General features: G+C 71.9%; 12 protein-coding genes. 4 read left to right on the forward strand and 8 right to left on the reverse strand.

The window, feature by feature from the left end; genetic code table 11:
* The first annotated feature begins 148 nt into the window (after nt 1–148).
* Nucleotides 149–2,608: a DNA topoisomerase (ATP-hydrolyzing) subunit A gene (locus tag ACIQVI_RS29565; protein WP_403601351.1), complete on the forward strand. Its 2,460-nt coding sequence runs from the start codon at nt 149–151 to the stop codon at nt 2,606–2,608.
* Nucleotides 2,609–2,639: 31 nt separating this feature from the next.
* On the opposite strand, the gene ACIQVI_RS29570 is transcribed toward ACIQVI_RS29565, so the two are convergent.
* Entirely contained in the window at nt 2,640–3,695 is a 1,056-nt protein-coding gene (locus tag ACIQVI_RS29570; RefSeq protein ID WP_403601354.1) for a CobW family GTP-binding protein, read from the reverse strand.
* A gap of 219 nt (nt 3,696–3,914) precedes the next feature.
* Here ACIQVI_RS29570 and ACIQVI_RS29575 point away from each other — a divergent pair, with 219 nt between their 5' ends.
* Together ACIQVI_RS29575 and ACIQVI_RS29580 are read left to right on the forward strand one after the other, a co-directional pair.
* A complete protein-coding gene (locus tag ACIQVI_RS29575) occupies nt 3,915–5,600 on the forward strand; it encodes an ATP-binding protein (RefSeq protein WP_403601357.1) in 1,686 nt (561 codons plus the stop codon).
* Nucleotides 5,597–6,298, forward strand: coding sequence for a response regulator (locus ACIQVI_RS29580; RefSeq protein WP_351968713.1), 702 nt, complete (start codon nt 5,597–5,599; stop codon nt 6,296–6,298). The genes ACIQVI_RS29575 and ACIQVI_RS29580 overlap by 4 nt, the downstream gene beginning before the upstream one ends.
* A gap of 26 nt (nt 6,299–6,324) precedes the next feature.
* Here ACIQVI_RS29580 and ACIQVI_RS29585 read toward each other — a convergent pair whose 3' ends face one another.
* From ACIQVI_RS29585 to ACIQVI_RS29595, 3 genes are all read right to left on the reverse strand, one after another.
* Complete coding sequence (locus ACIQVI_RS29585; RefSeq protein ID WP_403601361.1) at nt 6,325–7,917, reverse strand: cation acetate symporter; 1,593 nt, start codon at nt 7,915–7,917, stop codon at nt 6,325–6,327.
* Nucleotides 7,914–8,399, reverse strand: a complete 486-nt coding sequence (locus ACIQVI_RS29590) for a DUF485 domain-containing protein (RefSeq protein WP_403601364.1) — start codon at nt 8,397–8,399, stop codon at nt 7,914–7,916. The genes ACIQVI_RS29585 and ACIQVI_RS29590 overlap by 4 nt, the downstream gene beginning before the upstream one ends.
* A 231-nt stretch (nt 8,400–8,630) precedes the next feature.
* The gene (locus ACIQVI_RS29595; protein ID WP_351968716.1) at nt 8,631–10,748 is read right to left on the reverse strand and encodes a DNA topoisomerase IV subunit B; all 2,118 of its coding nucleotides are present in this window, start codon (nt 10,746–10,748) and stop codon (nt 8,631–8,633) included.
* A gap of 432 nt (nt 10,749–11,180) precedes the next feature.
* On the opposite strand from ACIQVI_RS29595, the gene ACIQVI_RS29600 reads away from it, so the two are divergent.
* Nucleotides 11,181–11,411 (forward strand): hypothetical protein, encoded by a 231-nt coding sequence (locus tag ACIQVI_RS29600; RefSeq protein WP_030211728.1) that lies wholly within the window; start codon nt 11,181–11,183, stop codon nt 11,409–11,411.
* A gap of 177 nt (nt 11,412–11,588) precedes the next feature.
* Here ACIQVI_RS29600 and ACIQVI_RS29605 read toward each other — a convergent pair whose 3' ends face one another.
* The 4 genes from ACIQVI_RS29605 to ACIQVI_RS29620 all read right to left on the reverse strand — a co-directional run bounded on the left by ACIQVI_RS29605 (nt 11,589) and on the right by ACIQVI_RS29620 (nt 17,282).
* Nucleotides 11,589–12,407 carry a serine protease gene (locus ACIQVI_RS29605; protein WP_403601369.1) on the reverse strand — a complete coding sequence of 273 codons (819 nt, stop codon included), beginning with the start codon at nt 12,405–12,407 and terminating at the stop codon, nt 11,589–11,591.
* Between the two features lie 182 nt (nt 12,408–12,589).
* Nucleotides 12,590–14,134 (reverse strand): RNA polymerase sigma factor, encoded by a 1,545-nt coding sequence (locus tag ACIQVI_RS29610; protein ID WP_121828433.1) that lies wholly within the window; start codon nt 14,132–14,134, stop codon nt 12,590–12,592.
* 327 nt (nt 14,135–14,461) lie between these two features.
* On the reverse strand, nt 14,462–15,349 hold the full coding sequence (locus ACIQVI_RS29615) for a FadR/GntR family transcriptional regulator (RefSeq protein WP_351968807.1): 888 nt from the start codon (nt 15,347–15,349) through the stop codon (nt 14,462–14,464).
* A gap of 160 nt (nt 15,350–15,509) precedes the next feature.
* Nucleotides 15,510–17,282: an ATP-binding cassette domain-containing protein gene (locus tag ACIQVI_RS29620; RefSeq protein WP_403601378.1), complete on the reverse strand. Its 1,773-nt coding sequence runs from the start codon at nt 17,280–17,282 to the stop codon at nt 15,510–15,512.
* Nucleotides 17,283–17,301: the final 19 nt, after the last annotated feature.

Below are 17,301 nucleotides of genomic sequence, written 5' to 3' on the forward strand. Positions count from 1 at the left end.
TGCCACTGTATGCAAGCGCGCCGACACCTGGCGAAGTTCCCGCCCCTTCGAGATGTCCCTCTTCCGGGTCGCGGTCGGCGTTGTCGGTGGCACGGTCCACAATGGTCCGCGTCAGATCAACCTTGTTGGTGAAGGAGCCGCAGCCGCGATGGCCCGCCGCAGCACGAAGACACCGCCGCCGGACGACGCGTACGAGGAGAGGATCCTCGACATCGACGTCGTCGACGAGATGCAGGGCTCCTTCCTCGAGTACGCGTACTCGGTGATCTACTCGCGCGCGCTCCCGGACGCCCGCGACGGGATGAAGCCCGTCCAGCGCCGCATCGTCTACCAGATGAACGAGATGGGGCTGCGTCCCGACCGCGGCTTCGTGAAGTGCGCCCGGGTCGTCGGCGAGGTGATGGGCAAGCTGCACCCGCACGGCGACGCGTCGATCTACGACGCGATGGTCCGCATGGCACAGCCCTTCTCCATGCGCCTCCCCCTCGTCGACGGCCACGGCAACTTCGGCTCCCTCGGGAACGACGACCCGCCGGCCGCCATGCGGTACACCGAGTCGCGGATGGCCCCGGCCGCGCTGCTCATGACCGAGTCCATCGAAGAGGACACGGTCGACTTCTCGCCGAACTACGACGGCCAGGAGCGGGAGCCGGTGGCGCTGCCCGCCGCCTATCCGAACCTGCTGGTCAACGGCGCGTCCGGCATCGCGGTCGGCATGGCGACCAACATGCCCCCGCACAACCTCGGCGAGGTCGTCGCGGCCGCCCGCCACCTGATCCGGCACCCCGGAGCCGACCTCGAGACGCTGATGCGCTTCGTGCCCGGCCCGGACCTGCCGACCGGCGGCCGCATCGTCGGCCTCTCCGGCATCAAGGACGCCTACGAGTCGGGGCGCGGCTCCTTCAAGATCCGCGCCACCACGACCGTGGAGACCGTGACGGCGCGCCGCAAGGGCATCGTCGTGACCGAGCTGCCGTTCACGGTCGGCCCGGAGAAGGTCATCTCCAAGATCAAGGACCTGGTCGGTTCCAAGAAGCTCCAGGGCATCGCGGACGTCAAGGACCTCACGGACCGCAGCCACGGTCTGCGCCTGGTCATCGAGATCAAGAACGGCTTCGTGCCCGAGGCGGTCCTGGAGCAGCTCTACAAGCTGACGCCGATGGAGGAGTCCTTCGGCATCAACAACGTGGCGCTCGTCGACGGACAGCCGCTCACCCTGGGCCTCAAGGAGCTCCTGGAGGTCTACCTGGACCACCGCTTCGACGTGGTCCGCCGCCGCTCCGAGTTCCGCCGCACCAAGAAGCGCGACCGGCTCCACCTGGTCGAGGGCCTGCTCGTGGCGCTGCTCGACATCGACGAGGTCATCCGCCTCATCCGGGAGAGCGAGAACTCCGCGCAGGCCAAGGAGCGCCTGATGGAGCGCTTCTCCCTGAGCGAGATCCAGACGCAGTACATCCTGGACACCCCGCTGCGCCGCCTCACCAAGTTCGACCGGATCGAGCTGGAGGGCGAGCGCGACCGCCTCAACGGCGAGATCGACGAGCTGACCGGGATCCTCGAATCCGACGCGGAGCTGCGCAAGCTGGTCTCGGCGGAGCTGGCCGCGGTCGCCAAGAAGTTCGCCACGGACCGGCGGACCGTCCTGCTGGAGTCGGCCGGCGCGCCCGTCACGGCCACCTCCCTCCAGGTCGCGGACGACCCCTGCCGGGTGCTGCTCTCCTCGACCGGCCTGCTGGCCCGTACGGCGACGGAGGCGCTGCCCCCCACCGACCCGGACGCGAAGCGGGTCAAGCACGACGTGATCGTGTCGGCGGTGGCCGCCACCCAGCGCGGCGAGGTCGGCGCGGTGACCTCGGCCGGGCGGCTGCTGCGGCTCTCGGTGATCGACCTGCCGCAGCTGCCGGACACCGCGTCCGCGCCGAACCTGGCGGGCGGCGCGCCACTGTCGGAGTTCGTCTCCCTGGAGGCGGACGAGACGGTGGTCTGCCTGACCACCCTGGAGGAGGCCTCGCAGGGCCTCGCCCTCGGCACGCTCCAGGGCGTGGTGAAGCGGGTGGTCCCGGACTATCCGGCGAACAAGGACGAGCTGGAGGTCATCACCCTCAAGGAGGGCGACCGGATCGTCGGCGCGACCGAGCTGCGGACGGGTGAGGAGGACCTGGTCTTCATCACCTCCGACGCCCAGCTGCTGCGCTATCCGGCGTCCCAGGTGCGGCCCCAGGGCCGGCCCGCGGGCGGCATGGCGGGCGTCAAGCTGGCCGCGGGGGCCGAGGTCCTCTCGTTCACGGCGGTCGACCCGGCGTCGGACGCGGTGGTCTTCACGGTCGCGAGCTCCACGGGCGCCCTGGACTCCTCCGCCGGCACGTCGGCGAAGCTGACGCCCTTCGACCAGTACCCCCGCAAGGGCCGCGCGACCGGCGGCGTCCGCTGCCAGCGCTTCCTGAAGGGCGAGGACGTCCTGATCCTGGCCTGGGCGGGCGCCACCCCGGTCCGCGCCGCCCAGAAGAACGGCACCCCGGTCGACCTCCCGGAGACCGACCCCCGCCGCGACGGCTCGGGCACCCCGCTGGCGAAGCCGGTGGACGTGCTGGCGGGCCCGGCCGGCTAGGACCTGTGAGGAACGGGAGCCGGAGGAAGGCCTAGAACAGGGTCTCCTCCGGCTCCTCCTCCGTCCGGGGCACGTACCGCAGGAGGCCCCACATGCTGGACTCGTCGGGCACGTCCTGCGGGCCGCTCAGCTCGCAGGCGGCGAGCTCCTTGCGCAGGCCGGCCGCGTCGACGCCGGAGCCGATCAGGACGAGCTGGGTGAGGCGCTGCTCTCCGGCGGGCCAGGGCTCGGGGTAGAAGCGCAGGAAGCGCCCGACGGCGTGCACGGTGTAGCGGTTGGCCGGATCGGCGGCGCCGAGGTCGACGAAGCCCTTGATCCGGTACAGCCCCTCGGGACGGGAGTCGAGGAAGGCCATCAGGCGGCGCGGGTGGAGCGGCGTCGAGGCCGTCAGCGAGACGGTCTCGTAGGACGCGTGCGCGTGGTCGGCGTCGTCGTCGGAGCCGTACAGGACGTCCTCGATCGACATCTGGCCCTCGATCTCGCCGTCCGGGACGACCCGGTCGAAGAGCAGCTCGGGGTCGACGCGGCCGTGGGAGGCCTCGATCACGGCGGCGCGTCCGGCGAGGCCCGCGACCGTCTCCCGTACGCTCCGCAGCTCGTCGGCGGAGACCCGGTCGGCCTTGTTGACGACCACGAGGTCCGCGACGGCCAGGTGCCGGTCGGTGCCGGGGTGCCGCCGGCGGGTGGCCCCGAACTCGGCCGCGTCGACGACCTCGACGAGCCCCCCGTACACGATCCGCTCGTTCTCGCTGGCGAGCACCATGCGCACCAGTTCCTGCGGCTCCGCGAGTCCGCTCGCCTCGATCACGATCACGTCGAGCCGGGACTCGGGCCGGGTCAGGACCTCCAGGTACTCGTCGAGCTCACTGGCGTCGACGGCGCAGCACAGGCAGCCGTTGCCGAGGGAGACCGTGGAGCCGACCTGGCCGGCGACGGTCATCGCGTCGATGCCGATGTCCCCGAAGTCGTTGACCATGACCCCGATGCGGGTCCCCCGGGCGCTGCGCAGCAGATGATTGAGGAGCGTGGTCTTCCCGGCCCCGAGAAACCCTGCCAGGACGACGACGGGGATCTGCTGCGTGGTCAAGGAACGTGCCTCCGGTCGTAGTGGGTCGTGGTGCCCGCGACGCACCGCCCCGCGGAAGGCCCCAGGATAGGCGGGCCACGGGGCCGTGCCGGGCTTCCGGGGCGGCGCGGGGCGGGTCCGGGTCCCTTGGGCCCTACCCCCGCTCCGGCACCGCACGCCCCCCTCCCCCGTCCGCCGCTCATTTCCGGTGCCGGGCCGTGGCCCCGTACCTTTTCGGGCATGAACCCCGTACGGACCGGATCCCCGCGCCCCCTCACGCGCCGTCGACGGTTCGGGTGGCCCCGGCGGGTGTTCGCGCAGGTCCTGCTGATGCAGCTGGCCGTCGCGACCGGGGTGACCGTCCTCGCCACCGGCCTCTTCCTGGCCCCGCTGAGCGCCCAGCTCGACGACCAGGCCATGCGGCGGGCCCTGGCCATCGCCGGGACCACCGCGTCGCCCCGGCTCGCCGCCGGCCTCACCGGCGGGCCGCCGTCCGCGCGGGGCCCGGTGCAGACGGAGGCCGAGCGGGTCCGGGCCTCCACGGGCGCCGAGTACGTCGTCGTCATGGACACGCGCGGGGTGCGCTGGTCGCACCCCGACCCCGTACAGATCGGCAGGGTCGTCTCCACCGACCCGAGCGCGGCCCTCGCCGGGCGGGAGGTCATGGAGATCGACAGCGGCACGCTCGGCCGGTCGGCGCGCGGCAAGGTGCCGCTGCGCGACGCGGACGGGCGGACCGTCGGCGCGGTCTCCGTCGGCATCGAGTACGACAGCGTCCGCGACCGGCTCCTCGGCGCGATCCCCGGCCTCCTCGCCCACGCGGGCGGCGCGCTCGCGGCCGGGGCCCTGGCCGCGTACCTGATCTCCCGGCGGCTCCAGCGGCAGACCCACGACCTGGCCTTCTCGGACATCTCCGCGCTCCTCGCCGAACGCGAGGCCATGCTGCACGGCATCCGGGAGGGCGTGGTCGCCCTGGACCGCACCGGCTCCGTACGGCTCATGAACGACGAGGCGCAGCGGCTCCTCGGCCTCGGCCCCGAGGCGGCGGGGCGGCCGCTCGACGAGGTCCTCGGCCGGGGCCGTACCGCCGACGTCCTGGCGGGCCGGGTCACCGGCGAGGACCTGGTCACGGTCCGGGGGCACCGGGTGCTGATCGCGAACCGGATGCCCACGGACGACGGCGGCGCGGTGGCGACCCTCCGCGACCGCACCGAGCTGGAGCACCTCGGCCGCGAGCTGGACGCCACCCGGGGGCTCATCGACGCCCTGCGCGCCCAGGACCACGAGCACGCCAACCGGATGCACACCCTCCTCGGCCTCCTGGAGCTGGAGATGCACGAGGAGGCGGTGGAGTTCGTCACCGAGGTGGTCGGGGTGCACCGGGCCACCGCCGAGCAGGTCACCGAGAAGGTCCACGATCCGCTCTTGGCCGCGCTGCTCGTCGGCAAGGCCACCGTGGCCGCCGAGCGCGGCGTCTCGCTGCGGCTCGCGCCGGACTCGCTCCTGCCGGACCGGCTGGTCGACCCGCGCGAACTGGTCACCGTCGTCGGCAACCTGGTCGACAACGCCCTGGACGCGGCCGCCGGCACCCCGGACGCCCGCGTCGGCGTCTCCTTCCGGACCGAGGGCCGTACGGTCGTGCTGCGTGTCTCGGACAGCGGCCCGGGGGTGCCGGAGGAACGGCGCGAGCTGATCTTCACCGAGGGCTGGACGACGAAGGCCCCGCCGGTCCACGGGAAGCGGGGGCTCGGGCTCGCCCTGGTGCGCCGGCTGGCCGAGCGCCGGGGCGGCACCGCGACCGTGGCCGGGGGTCCCGACGGCGGGGCCGGGTTCACCGTCGTCCTGCCCGACGCCCTGAGCGACGCGCCGGCCGAGGTCCCGTCCGGCGTCCCGGCCGTCCTGGAACCCGCCGAGGAGGCGCGATGACCGACGTCCCCATCGACGTGCTCGTGGTGGACGACGACGTGCGGGTGGCGCGGATCAACGCCGCCTACGTCGCCAAGGTGCCCGGCTTCCGGGTCGCCGCCACCGCCCATTCGACCGCCGGGGCGCTCGCCGCCCTGGACGAGCGGCCCGTGGACCTGATCCTCCTGGACCACTACCTGCCCGACGAGAACGGCCTCGCGGCGGTACGGAAGCTCCGCGCGCGCGGCCACCAGTGCGACGTGATCATGGTGACGGCGGCCCGCGACGTGGCCACCGTGCAGGCGGCGATGCGGCACGGCGCCCTCCAGTACCTGGTCAAGCCGTTCAACTTCGCCGGACTGCGCGGCAAACTGGAGGCGTACGCGACGCTCCGCCGCGCCCTGGAGGGCGGGGGCGAGGCCGAACAGGCGGAGGTGGACCGGATCTTCGGGGTCCTGGCGGCGGGCTCCGTCGCCCCCGACCTGCCGAAGGGGCACTCCCCCACCACGGCCGAGCTGGTCCGGCAGGTGCTGCTGGCCTCCGGCGGGCCGCTGTCCGCGCAGGAGATCGCCGAGCGGTCCGGCGTCAGCCGCCAGACCGCGCAGCGCTACCTCAAGCTCCTGGAACGGACCGGCCGGGTGCGCCTCTCGCTCCGGTACGGCGAGACGGGCCGTCCCGAGCACCGGTACGCCTGGGCGAGCTCACCGCCCGCCGGCTGACGCGGGCCGGTCCGCCGCCGTGCGGTTCAGACCGCTCCCGCCCCGGTCAGCGCCCGGACCTCGGTCTCCGCGTGCCGTGCCTCGTCGGGCGGCTCGGTCGAGGTGGCCGTGCCGATCCACCCGGCGAGGAAGCCGAGCGGGATGGAGACCAGGCCCGGGTTCTGGAGCGGGAAGAGGTGGAAGTCGACGCCGGGGAACAGCGACTCCGGGCTGCCGGAGACGACCGGCGAGACCAGGACGAGCAGGACGGCCGGGACGAGCCCGCCGTACACCGCCCAGACCGCGCCCCGGGTCGTGAACCTCCGCCAGAACAGCGAGTAGAGCAGCACCGGCAGGTTGGCGGAGGCCGCGACGGCGAAGGCGAGGCCGACGAGGAAGGCCACGTTGAGGTCGCTGGCGAGCAGGCCGAGGCCGATGGCGGCGGCACCGATCACCACCGCGGCGACCCGGGCCACGGCCACCTCGCTGTACTGCTTCGCGTGCTTGCGGCGCAGCGAGGCGTACAGGTCGTGGGCGACGGAGGCCGAGGAGGCGAGGGTGATCCCCGCGACGACGGCGAGGATGGTCGCGAAGGCGACGGCGGCGACGATCGCGAAGAGCACCGTGCCCCCGGTGGAGCCCGCGCCGCCCCCGAGGTCGAGCGCGAGCAGCGGTACGGCGGTGTTCCCGGCCGCGTTGGACGCCCGGACCTCGTCGGGGCCGATCAGGGCGGCCGCGCCGAAGCCGAGCACGATCGTCATCAGGTAGAAGCTGCCGATGAGGCCGATGGACCAGACGACGGAGCGGCGGGCGGCCCGGGCGGTCGGCACGGTGTAGAAGCGCGACAGGATGTGCGGCAGTCCCGCGGTGCCCAGGACCAGGGCGAGGCCGAGGCTGATGAAGTCGAGGCGGGCCGTCCAGTCCCCGCCGTAGCGCAGTCCGGGGGCGAGGAAGTCGAGGCCGTGGCCGCTGCGTTCGGCGGCGGTGGAGAGCAGGCTGTTCACGTCGCCGTGGAAGCGGAACAGGACGAGGACGGTGAGCGCGACCGTGCCCGCCATGAGCAGGACCGCCTTGACGATCTGGATCCAGGTGGTGGCCCTCATGCCCCCGAGCGACACGTAGATCACCATGAGCGCGCCGACCCCGATCACGGTCCAGGAGCGGGCCGCCTCGCCGGTGCCGCCGAGGAGCAGGGCGACCAGGCTTCCGGCGCCCACCATCTGCGCCACCAGGTACAGCACGGAGACGGCCACCGAGGACGTTCCGGCGGCGATCCGCACGGGGCGCTCGGCCATCCGCGCGGCGACGACGTCGGCCAGCGTGAACCGTCCGCAGTTACGGACCAGTTCGGCGACCAGCAGGAGGACGACGAGCCAGGCGACGAGGAATCCGACGGAGTACAACATGCCGTCGTAGCCGTAGAGGGCGATCAGGCCGGAGATGCCGAGGAAGGACGCGGCCGACATGTAGTCGCCGGCGATGGCGAAGCCGTTCTCCATGGGCGAGAAGAGGCGCCCTCCGGCGTAGAACTCCTCCGCCGAACCGCGCCGGCTGCGGCTCACCCAAGTGGTGATGCCCAGGGTCACGGCGACGAAGGCGCTGAAGAGCACGAGCGCCAGGGTCTGGTGGTCTCCGGTCACGATCGCACCGCCCCTCGGGTCATCTCCTGGGTGTCCCAGCGCAGTTCGAGGGCGGCCCGGTCCCTGCGCAGCCGCGCGTGGCGCGCGTACGCCCAGGTCAGCAGGAAGGTGGTGAGGAACTGGCCGAGGCCCGCGACCATCGCCACGTTCACCGCTCCGGCGACCGGGCGGGCCATGAGGCCCGGCGCGGCGGTCGCGGCCACGACGTAGGCGAGGTACCAGGCCAGGAAGGCGAAGGTCGCGGGGAAGACGAACCGGCGGTAGCGGCCGCGCACTTGCTGGAAGGCGGGGCTCCGCTGGACCTCCAGATAGATCTCCGCCGCGCTGGGGACCCGCTGTCGCGGCACCGTGCCCGGACGGCCACCGCCGGTCGTCCCGGTCTCCGCCCGCCCGTCCCGGGCGGCGGCCGGCACGTCGTCCCAGGGGTCGTCGACCGGCACCGCCGAAGCGCCGCGCCCCTCCTGCTTGTCCACCTGCTCCACCGGTCCAACTCTCCTTGTCAGCGAACCGTTCCGGCCGCGTGCACAAGGATGGACAGAGCGGGAACTTCCCGGACTCTTCTCCTCCCTCACTTCACCTCATCAGGTGACTCTTTTCCCGGGTGGCCTGACAAAACCGTGCTGATATGCGTACCGCACGGCCCCGGAGGATCGGTGGCCGTGCGGTCGGGTCCGCGGGCGGAGCGCACGGCTCCGCCCGCGTGCGGAGGGTCCTCAGGCGTCGATGCGCGAGCGGTCGAGGGTCGCCGCCGAGCTGGTGATGAACTCCTTGCGGGGCGCGACGTCGTTGCCCATGAGGAGGTCGAAGACCTGCTCCGACGCCTCCAGGTCGCCGATGTTGATCCGGCGCAGGGTGCGGTGGCGCGGGTCCATCGTGGTCTCCGCGAGCTGGTCGGCGTCCATCTCGCCCAGGCCCTTGTAGCGCTGGATGGAGTCCTTGTAGCGGACCCCCTTGCGCTGGAACTCCAGCAGGGTCTGCCGCAGCTCGTTGTCCGAGTACGTGTAGACGTACTTGTCCTGGCCGCGCTTCGGCTGGACCAGCTCGATGCGGTGCAGCGGGGGGACGGCCGCGAAGACCCGCCCCGCCTCGACCATGGGCCGCATGTACCGCTGGAAGAGCGTGAGGAGCAGCGTGCGGATGTGGGAGCCGTCGACGTCGGCGTCGGTCATCATGATGACCTTGCCGTAGCGGGCCGCGTCGATGTCGAAGGTGCGGCCCGAGCCCGCTCCTATGACCTGGATGATCGCGCCGCACTCGGCGTTCTTGAGCATGTCAGCGACGGACGACTTCTGGACGTTGAGGATCTTGCCGCGGATCGGCAGCAGGGCCTGGAACTCGCTGTTGCGGGCGAGCTTGGCCGTGCCGAGGGCCGAGTCGCCCTCGACGATGAAGAGCTCGCTGCGCTCCACGTCGTCGCTGCGGCAGTCGGCCAGCTTGGCCGGCAGGGAGGAGGACTCCAGCGCGGTCTTCCTGCGCTGGGCCTCCTTGTGCTGGCGGGCCGCGATCCGGGTCCGGGCCGCGGCGACGGCCTTCTCCAGGACGGCGCGGGCCTGTGCCTTGTCGTCCCGCTTGGTGGAGGTGAGGAAGGCCTTGAGCTCCTTGGCCACCACGTTCGCCACGATCCGGCGGGCGGCGGAGGTGCCGAGGACCTCCTTGGTCTGGCCCTCGAACTGCGGCTCCGCGAGGCGTACGGTCACGACGGCCGTGAGCCCCTCCAGGGCGTCGTCCTTGACGATGTCGTCCTCGGCGACGCGCAGCATCTTGGCCGAGCGCAGCACCTCGTTCACCGTCTTCGTGACGGCCTGCTCGAAGCCGGAGACGTGGGTGCCGCCCTTGGGGGTGGCGATGATGTTGACGAAGGACTTGACCGTGCTGTCGTAGCCGGTGCCCCAGCGCAGGGCGACGTCGACGGCGAGCTCGCGGGTGACCTCGGTGGGGGTCATGTGGCCGCGCTCGTCGAGGACCGGGACGGTCTCCTTGAAGGTGCCCTGGCCGGTGAGGCGCTGGATGTCGCAGACGGCCTTGTCCTGCGCGAGGTACTCGCAGAACTCGCTGATGCCCCCGTCGAAGCGGAAGGTCTCCTCGCTCTTGCCGACCCCGGCCAGGTCCCGCTCGTCGCGGACCACGATGGTGAGGCCGGGCACGAGGAAGGCGGTCTGCCGGGCGCGCTGGTGAAGCGTCTCCAGGGAGAGCTTGGCGTCCTTGAGGAAGATCTGCCGGTCCGCCCAGTAGCGGACGCGGGTGCCGGTGCGGGCCTTGGGGATCCGCTTGGTCTTGCGGAGGCCGTTGGCCGGGTCGAAGGGGCTGTCGGGGCCCTGCTCCGTGAAGACGCCGGGGACGCCGCGGCGGAAGCTGATCGCGTGGGTCGAGCTGTTCCGGTCGACCTCGACGTCGAGGCGGGCCGACAGGGCGTTGACCACGGAGGCGCCGACGCCGTGCAGACCGCCGGAGGCCGCGTACGAGCCGCCGCCGAACTTTCCGCCGGCGTGCAGCTTGGTCATGACGACCTCGACGCCCGAGAGGCCGGTCTTCGGCTCGACGTCGACCGGGATGCCCCGGCCGTTGTCCCGGACCTCGACGGAGCCGTCCTCGTGGAGGAGGACCTCGATGTGGTCGCAGTAGCCGCCGAGCGCCTCGTCGACGGAGTTGTCGATGATCTCCCAGATGCAGTGCATCAGGCCGCGACTGTCGGTGGACCCGATGTACATGCCGGGGCGCTTGCGGACCGCTTCGAGCCCTTCCAGTACGAGCAGGTGCCGCGCGGTGTAGTTGGAACCGTCACGGTCTGCGGTCAGCAGCGCACTGGACGGCACGGACGTCTCGGCGGTCACGCGGTTCGCTCCTCGCTGAATTTGAAATCTGGCCCGGTGGGTAAGGCCCGGCGTCGGTCACCGGCTTCAGAGGGTACCGATGCCTGGTAGAGCCGTTGTCACGCCACCCTCCCGATTCCTCATGCTAGTCCAGCGTCGCATGAATGTTCGATCCCTCGATCGGGTGACGTGAACATCACGTTCCCTTCGAGGCATGAACCATTTAGGCTCCGGGCACGTCCTCATGAACAACCGGCAACCGCCGGGAGGGCCTGACCGAGACAAGCAACGCGAAATCCGTAGAGCGACGCAATACGGCTCATTCGCCGCCAACCGGCAGCAGACAGCCACCTTGGGAAGAAGTTTCAAGGAAAAGCCACGAGCGGGAACGTTTTCGGCCTGGTTGGATGTTGACCCTGGTACGACAGCTCGTCGAGCTAGAGAAGAGGCGACGTGACTACTGTTCTGACCCCCGCGAGCCCCCTGACGGCCGCTGACCGCTGCGACCGCTGCGGCGCCCAGGCTTACCTGCGTGTCGTCCTGACCAGCGGAGGTGACTTGCTCTTCTGCGCCCACCACGGACGTAAGTTCGAGCCGGAACTCAAGAAGATCGCCGTTGAGATACAGGATGAGACGGACCGGCTGACGGACGTGCCGGCCCGCACGGTGGGCGACGAGCACTGACGCCCCGCATCCACGACGAGCCCAGGGCCGGTCGCTGACCGGACGGCGGGCGGTCACCCCCGTACTGCGGGGAGTGACCGCCCGTTCTCGTATCCACGTCCGGAGCGCTCCCGGAGCTCGCCGCGCAGAAGCCTTCCGGAGCCCGTCCCTGCGCTCCTTCCCGGGTCCGGGCGCGTCTCAGAAGCGCTCCGGCAGCACCGCCGAGACGCGCGTGTAGACGCCCGGGTTCTCCGCCTCCCCGCAGCCGCTCCCCCAGGAGACCAGGCCGATGAGGCGTCCCTCGGCCACCAGCGGGCCTCCGCTGTCCCCCTGGCACGCGTCCTTGCCGCCCCTCGGGTCGCCCGCGCACACCATCGTGCCGCTCTGGTACCGGACGCCGGAACCGCCCGGATACGCCCGCTCGCACGCCGTGTCCGGCAGCACCTGGACGCGCGCCGTCCGCAGCGCGGAGGCGTAGCTCCCCCGGCCGTTCGTGTCGCCCCAGCCGTAGACGTCCGCCGCCGTGCCGGGCGCGTAGCCGGGGTCCCCCGCGCGGGCGACGCCGATCACGTACGACTCCGGCAGCGGGCTCACCAGCGTGAGGACCGCCAGATCGCCCGAGTTGGTCGTCGGGTCGTAGTCGGGGTTGATCCACGTGTCGGAGACGCGGACCTCCTGGCCGCCCTGGCCGCGCAGCGAGGCGCGGCCGGCGATGACCGCGAAGTCGCGCACCTCCCACGGCTCGCCGCCGAGCACCTCCCGGCCCAGGCAGTGGGCCGCGGTGAGCACCTTGGTGGGTGCGACGACCACGCCTCCGCAGAACTGTCCCGCACGCGTACCCCCGAACCGGTCACGGCTGGACAGCGCCACGACCCAGGGCGCGTCCGTGATCCCGACCTGGCGGCCGCCCACCACGACGCTGTCGGCGGCCACGGGAGCGGCGAGGGCGAGGTGTCCCGCCGCCGCGGTGATCAGTCCCAGAGCACCCGTCAATGCTCGGGTGAGGGAACCACGCATGGAGCCTCCTGACTCTCCGGTGATGTCGATTCACCCAGCGTCCAGCACCCGGAGCCCCGGCGCACACCCGAAGGGCCCGGCTCCCCCTTTCGGGGAGCCGGGCCCTTCGGTGTACCTCCGCGCGCCTCGTACGGATCTTCGGATCCGTACGAGGCGGGTCCGTCCCGGCCGGGACGGTCGCGTCAGTCGAGGTAGTCCCGCAGCACCTGCGAACGCGACGGGTGACGGAGCTTCGACATCGTCTTCGACTCGATCTGGCGGATCCGCTCGCGGGTCACGCCGTAGACCTTGCCGATCTCGTCCAGCGTCTTCGGCTGGCCGTCGGTGAGGCCGAAGCGCATCGAGACGACGCCCGCCTCGCGCTCGGAGAGCGTGTCGAGGACGGAGTGCAGCTGCTCCTGGAGGAGCGTGAAGCTCACCGCGTCGGCCGGGACGACCGCCTCGGAGTCCTCGATGAGGTCGCCGAACTCGCTGTCGCCGTCCTCACCCAGCGGGGTGTGGAGGGAGATCGGCTCGCGGCCGTACTTCTGGACCTCGATGACCTTCTCCGGGGTCATGTCGAGTTCCTTGGCCAGCTCCTCCGGGGTGGGCTCGCGGCCCAGGTCCTGGAGCATCTGGCGCTGCACGCGCGCGAGCTTGTTGATGACCTCGACCATGTGCACCGGGATGCGGATGGTGCGGGCCTGGTCGGCCATGGCGCGGGTGATCGCCTGACGGATCCACCAGGTGGCGTACGTGGAGAACTTGTAGCCCTTGGTGTAGTCGAACTTCTCGACGGCGCGGATCAGACCCAGGTTGCCCTCCTGGATCAGGTCCAGGAAGAGCATTCCACGGCCGGTGTAGCGCTTGGCCAGGGAAACCACCAGACGGAGGTTGGCCTCCAGGAGGTGGTTCTTGGCCCGGCGGCCGTCCTCGGCGATGATCTCCAGCTCGCGCTTGAGCTTCGGCGCGAGCTTGTCCGAGTTGGCGAGCTTGTCCTCGGCGAACAGGCCGGCCTCGATGCGCTTGGCGAGCTCGACCTCCTGCTCGGCGTTGAGCAGCGGGACCTTGCCGATCTGCTTGAGGTAGTCCTTGACCGGGTCGGCGGTGGCACCGGCGACCGCGACCTGCTGCGCCGGAGCGTCGTCCTCGTCCTCGTCGGACAGGACGAAGCCCTTGGTCTCGCCCTCGGTCTCCTCGTCCTCGCCCTTGCCGGGAGCGACGTCCTCGAGGAGCTCCTCGCCCTCGACGAGCTCGTCGGCGTCCTTCTTGGACGCGGTCTTCTTGGCCGCCGTCTTCTTGGCGACGGTCTTCTTGGCCGCCGTCTTCTTGGTGGCGGTCTTCTTCGCGGCCGCCTTCTTGGCGGTCGAACCGGCCTCGTCGGCCGGGTCGGCGCCCTCGGCGGCGGGGGCCGCGGCCGGGACGGCGGACTTCGTCACGGTCGCCCTGGCGGTGACGGTCTTGGTGGCGGTGCGCTTGGCCGGGCTCTTCGCAGCGACGCTCTTGCGGGCGCGCTTCGGCGACTCCGCTGCACTGACCATCAGCGTCACACCCTCTTCCTCGAGGATCTGATTGAGGCTGCGCAGAACATTCTTCCACTGGGTTGGCGGAATCTGGTCAGCCTCGAAGGCCCGACGCACGTCATCGCCGGCGATCTGCCCATCAGCCTTTCCCCGCTCGATGAGCGCCATCACAGACTCGGACTCGGCGATCTCCGGCGGGAGCGTACGGGATGTGCTGGCCGACACGAACAACCTCTCGGAACGATGGAAACGGCTTCCGGCCCCGCCCTGGATCGGGCTGGAGCCGACGACCGTCGACGGGGGATGTGCCGACGGCGCGGGCTGGACCGGGGAACTGGACAGCGCCTCCGTCGGCTGCTGTATTCCTTCCTCGGCTGTCACCTCTTAGGTCATCGCACGGCTCGGAGGAGTGTTACGCCCAATCTTCGTGGCCCGAGTCACACCTCATCGGTGAGGAAACGGCCAGACCGGTCGATCAGCGTACATTCCACGCCTCCGGATCCGGTGACACGCGGCGCGTACGCCCTCTCGCTCCCGGCCACGGCCCGCGGGTCAGTGTTCGCGGGGAGCCGGGACGACACGCTCCACCTCGGGGTGGACCGTGAGCAGCTGCCGCATGGCCGCCTCGGCGCCCTGCGCGTCGCCGGCGGCGAGCGCGTCCACGATCCGGGCGTGGTGGGTGAGGCAGGCCTCGCCCGGCCGGTCGCAGCCGGTGGCGGGGCCCCCGGAGACCTGGAGCGCGGCGGCGACGATGCCGGAGAGGTGCTCCAGCATCCGGTTCCCGGCGAGCTGGATGAGGAGGGAGTGGAACTCGGTGTCGGCCCGGGAGAAGGTGATGCCGTCCCCCTGGGCGAACGCGTGGCCCATGATCTCGACCATGTCGGCGAGGCGCTGCTGCACGTCCTCGCGGCCGTGTCCGGCGGCGAGGCGGGCGGCCAGGGGCTCGATCGTCCAGCGCAGCTCGTTCAGCTCGCGGCGCTGGTCGTCCCGCTGCGGGCCGAAGGCGCGCCACTCGATGATGTCGGGGTCGAGGAGGTTCCAGTCGCTGACGGGCCTGACGCGGGTGCCGACGTTGGGGCGGGCGCTGACGAGCCCCTTGGCCTCCAGGACGCGGAGCGACTCGCGCACGACGGTGCGCGAGACCTCGAACCGCTGGCCGATCTCCTCGGGGACGAGCGGGCGGTCGGCCCCGAGGTCACCGGAGACGATCATCTGGCCGAGCTGCTGGACGAGCTGTCCGTGCAGTCCGCGTCCGCGGTTGCCCGCGCTCCTGCGGCCGACGCGGCCCAGGTCGGTGTCCACCCCCTCCCAGGAGGGCGGGCCCACGCGGCCGGCGGCGGGGGCCTCCGTGTAGGGGTAGCGGTCGAGATCGCCCGGGGTGCCGAGGCCGGAGTCGACGGAGCGGGCGGCGGTCATCATGGTGTGCGCAAGGGTACTCACGCATCCTTTGTCGGCGCTGCTTCCGTGGCCCTTGAGGTCTTTGGTGAAAAGCACACGAAAGGGTGATCGGCACCCCTTACACAATTGACGATTAATCGGGCATAACGCTCATATCGCACATCAGTTGAGGGCGATCCGGAACCTTTCGGTCCGTACGCGGTCACCAACGGGCTCCGCGGCGAAGGCCGGTGAGCACATACGCGCAGAACAGTCCCGTCAACGTCAGGGAGAGCGCCACTCCCGCGGGTTGCCCGAGCACCTGCAACCCCCCGGTCAGCCAGCGGTCCACGGCCGGTGACCAGTGCGGGCCCGCGAACTCGCGCAGCCGCGCCGGGAGTCCGGCCACCGATCGCACCGACGGTCCCGTCAGCACCTTCTGCAGCAGCGGAGCGAAGGCGACCGGCACGGCGAGGACCGCCGCCACTCCGGCCGCGGCGGCCCGGAACACCCCGGCGCCGAGCACCCCGGCCCAGGCGCATCCGACGAGCAGGCCCAGCCAATTCGCACAGAGAATCGGCCATTTCCTCGGTACGGGGATCAACTCGGTTCCGTAGAAGAGCCGCAGGACCCCCAGGTCGACCGCCACGACGAGCGCTCCGAGCACGAGGGCGACGGCAGCCGCCACGGCGAGCTTCGCGAACAGCAGGCCCGGCCTGCGGGGCACGGCCCCACGGCCCGTGGTGAGCGCGGGGTAGCGGTACTCCTCCGCGAAGGAGAAGGCGCCGAGCAGCCCGGCCCCCAGGGCGGCGGGCGGCAGCGGGGAGATCGCGGGCCAACCGGCGAGGACGGCGGGCAGCGCGGTGCGGCCGCTCCGCCCGAGGAGCAGGGCGAACGTCACGGAGACGAGGAGGACGCCCGCCACGACGAGCGGCGTGGACGGCACGCCCAGGAGCCGGTGGACCTCGTAGCGGAGCGGGCGCAGGGGCGAGCGCATCGGCCGCCGGGCGGCGGCCGGCGGCTCTGCCGGGACGTCGTGGGCGGTGGTGTCGGCGGGTCGCGCCACGGACGTGGACATGGATACGGGGGCGGGCGCGGTGACGTGCGGTCCTGCGGCGGGTTCCTCGCGGGTGCCGTCCTCGTCGGCGAGGTGGTGGACCGGTACGCCGTGCCGGAAGGCCGCGTCTCCGACGGACGCGCAGTCGCTGCCGTAGACGGAGAGCCGGTTGCCGTCCTCCGCGACCACCTCGACCGGACGGCGGGCGGCCCTCGCCTCCCGGGTCACGACCGAGGCCAGGCGCGCGGCGTGCGGGGTGCGGACGGTGACCCGGGGGCGCAACCGGGTGCGGGCGAACTCGGCGGCCTCCTGCGCGGCGACGAGCCGGCCGCCGTCGAGGGTGACGATCCGATCGGCGTTGCGGACGGCGTCCTTGGGATCCGCCGTGGTGTAGAGCACCGTGCCGCCCCCGGAGGCGTGGGCGCGCAGGAACTCGTACAGCCACCCGCCCTCGGACGCGGAGAGACCGGCGCCCGGCTCGTCGAGCAGCAGCGTGTGGGGGTCCCCCAACAGGGCGGAGGCGAGGCCGAGTCGACGGTCCGCGCCGATCGGCAGGGTCCCGATCGGCCGGCACTCCAGGCCCACGAGGCCCGTGCTCCGCAGCAGTTCCTCGGCCCGGGAGGCGGGAACTCCGGTGGCGGCGCAGAGCATCCGGAGCTGGCCCCGGAGCGTACGGGAGGGATGGCCGGGGACGTCGCCGAGGAGCACGCCGACCTCGCGGGGAGGGTGGGCGATGCGGTGCAGCGGCCGGCCGCGGAAGTAGGTGATCCCGCGCCCCGGCTCGAGTTCGAGCATGAGGCGGAGGGCGGTGGTCTTGCCGGAGCCCGGGGGGCCGAGGAGGGCGGTCACGGCGCCCGGCCGGGCCTCGAAGGTCAGATCGTCCACGGCGGGCGGGCGATCGCTGCGGGGAGTGCTGGTCAGTCCGATTGCCTGGAGCATCGCTTCTCTCGCGGTAGGT

This window comes from Streptomyces sp. NPDC098101, assembly GCF_044760185.1.
Classification (GTDB): Bacteria; Actinomycetota; Actinomycetes; order Streptomycetales; family Streptomycetaceae; genus Streptomyces.

Bases quoted from the DNA above. Each gene is read 5' to 3' on its own strand.
- ACIQVI_RS29565 (WP_403601351.1), top strand. From the start codon at position 149: ATGGCCCGCCGCAGCACGAAGACACCGCCGCCGGACGACGCGTACGAG.
- ACIQVI_RS29575 (WP_403601357.1), top strand. From the start codon at position 3,915: ATGAACCCCGTACGGACCGGATCCCCGCGCCCCCTCACGCGCCGTCGA.
- ACIQVI_RS29580 (WP_351968713.1), top strand. From the start codon at position 5,597: ATGACCGACGTCCCCATCGACGTGCTCGTGGTGGACGACGACGTGCGG.
- ACIQVI_RS29605 (WP_403601369.1), bottom strand. From the start codon at position 12,407: ATGCGTGGTTCCCTCACCCGAGCATTGACGGGTGCTCTGGGACTGATC.
- ACIQVI_RS29620 (WP_403601378.1), bottom strand. From the start codon at position 17,282: ATGCTCCAGGCAATCGGACTGACCAGCACTCCCCGCAGCGATCGCCCG.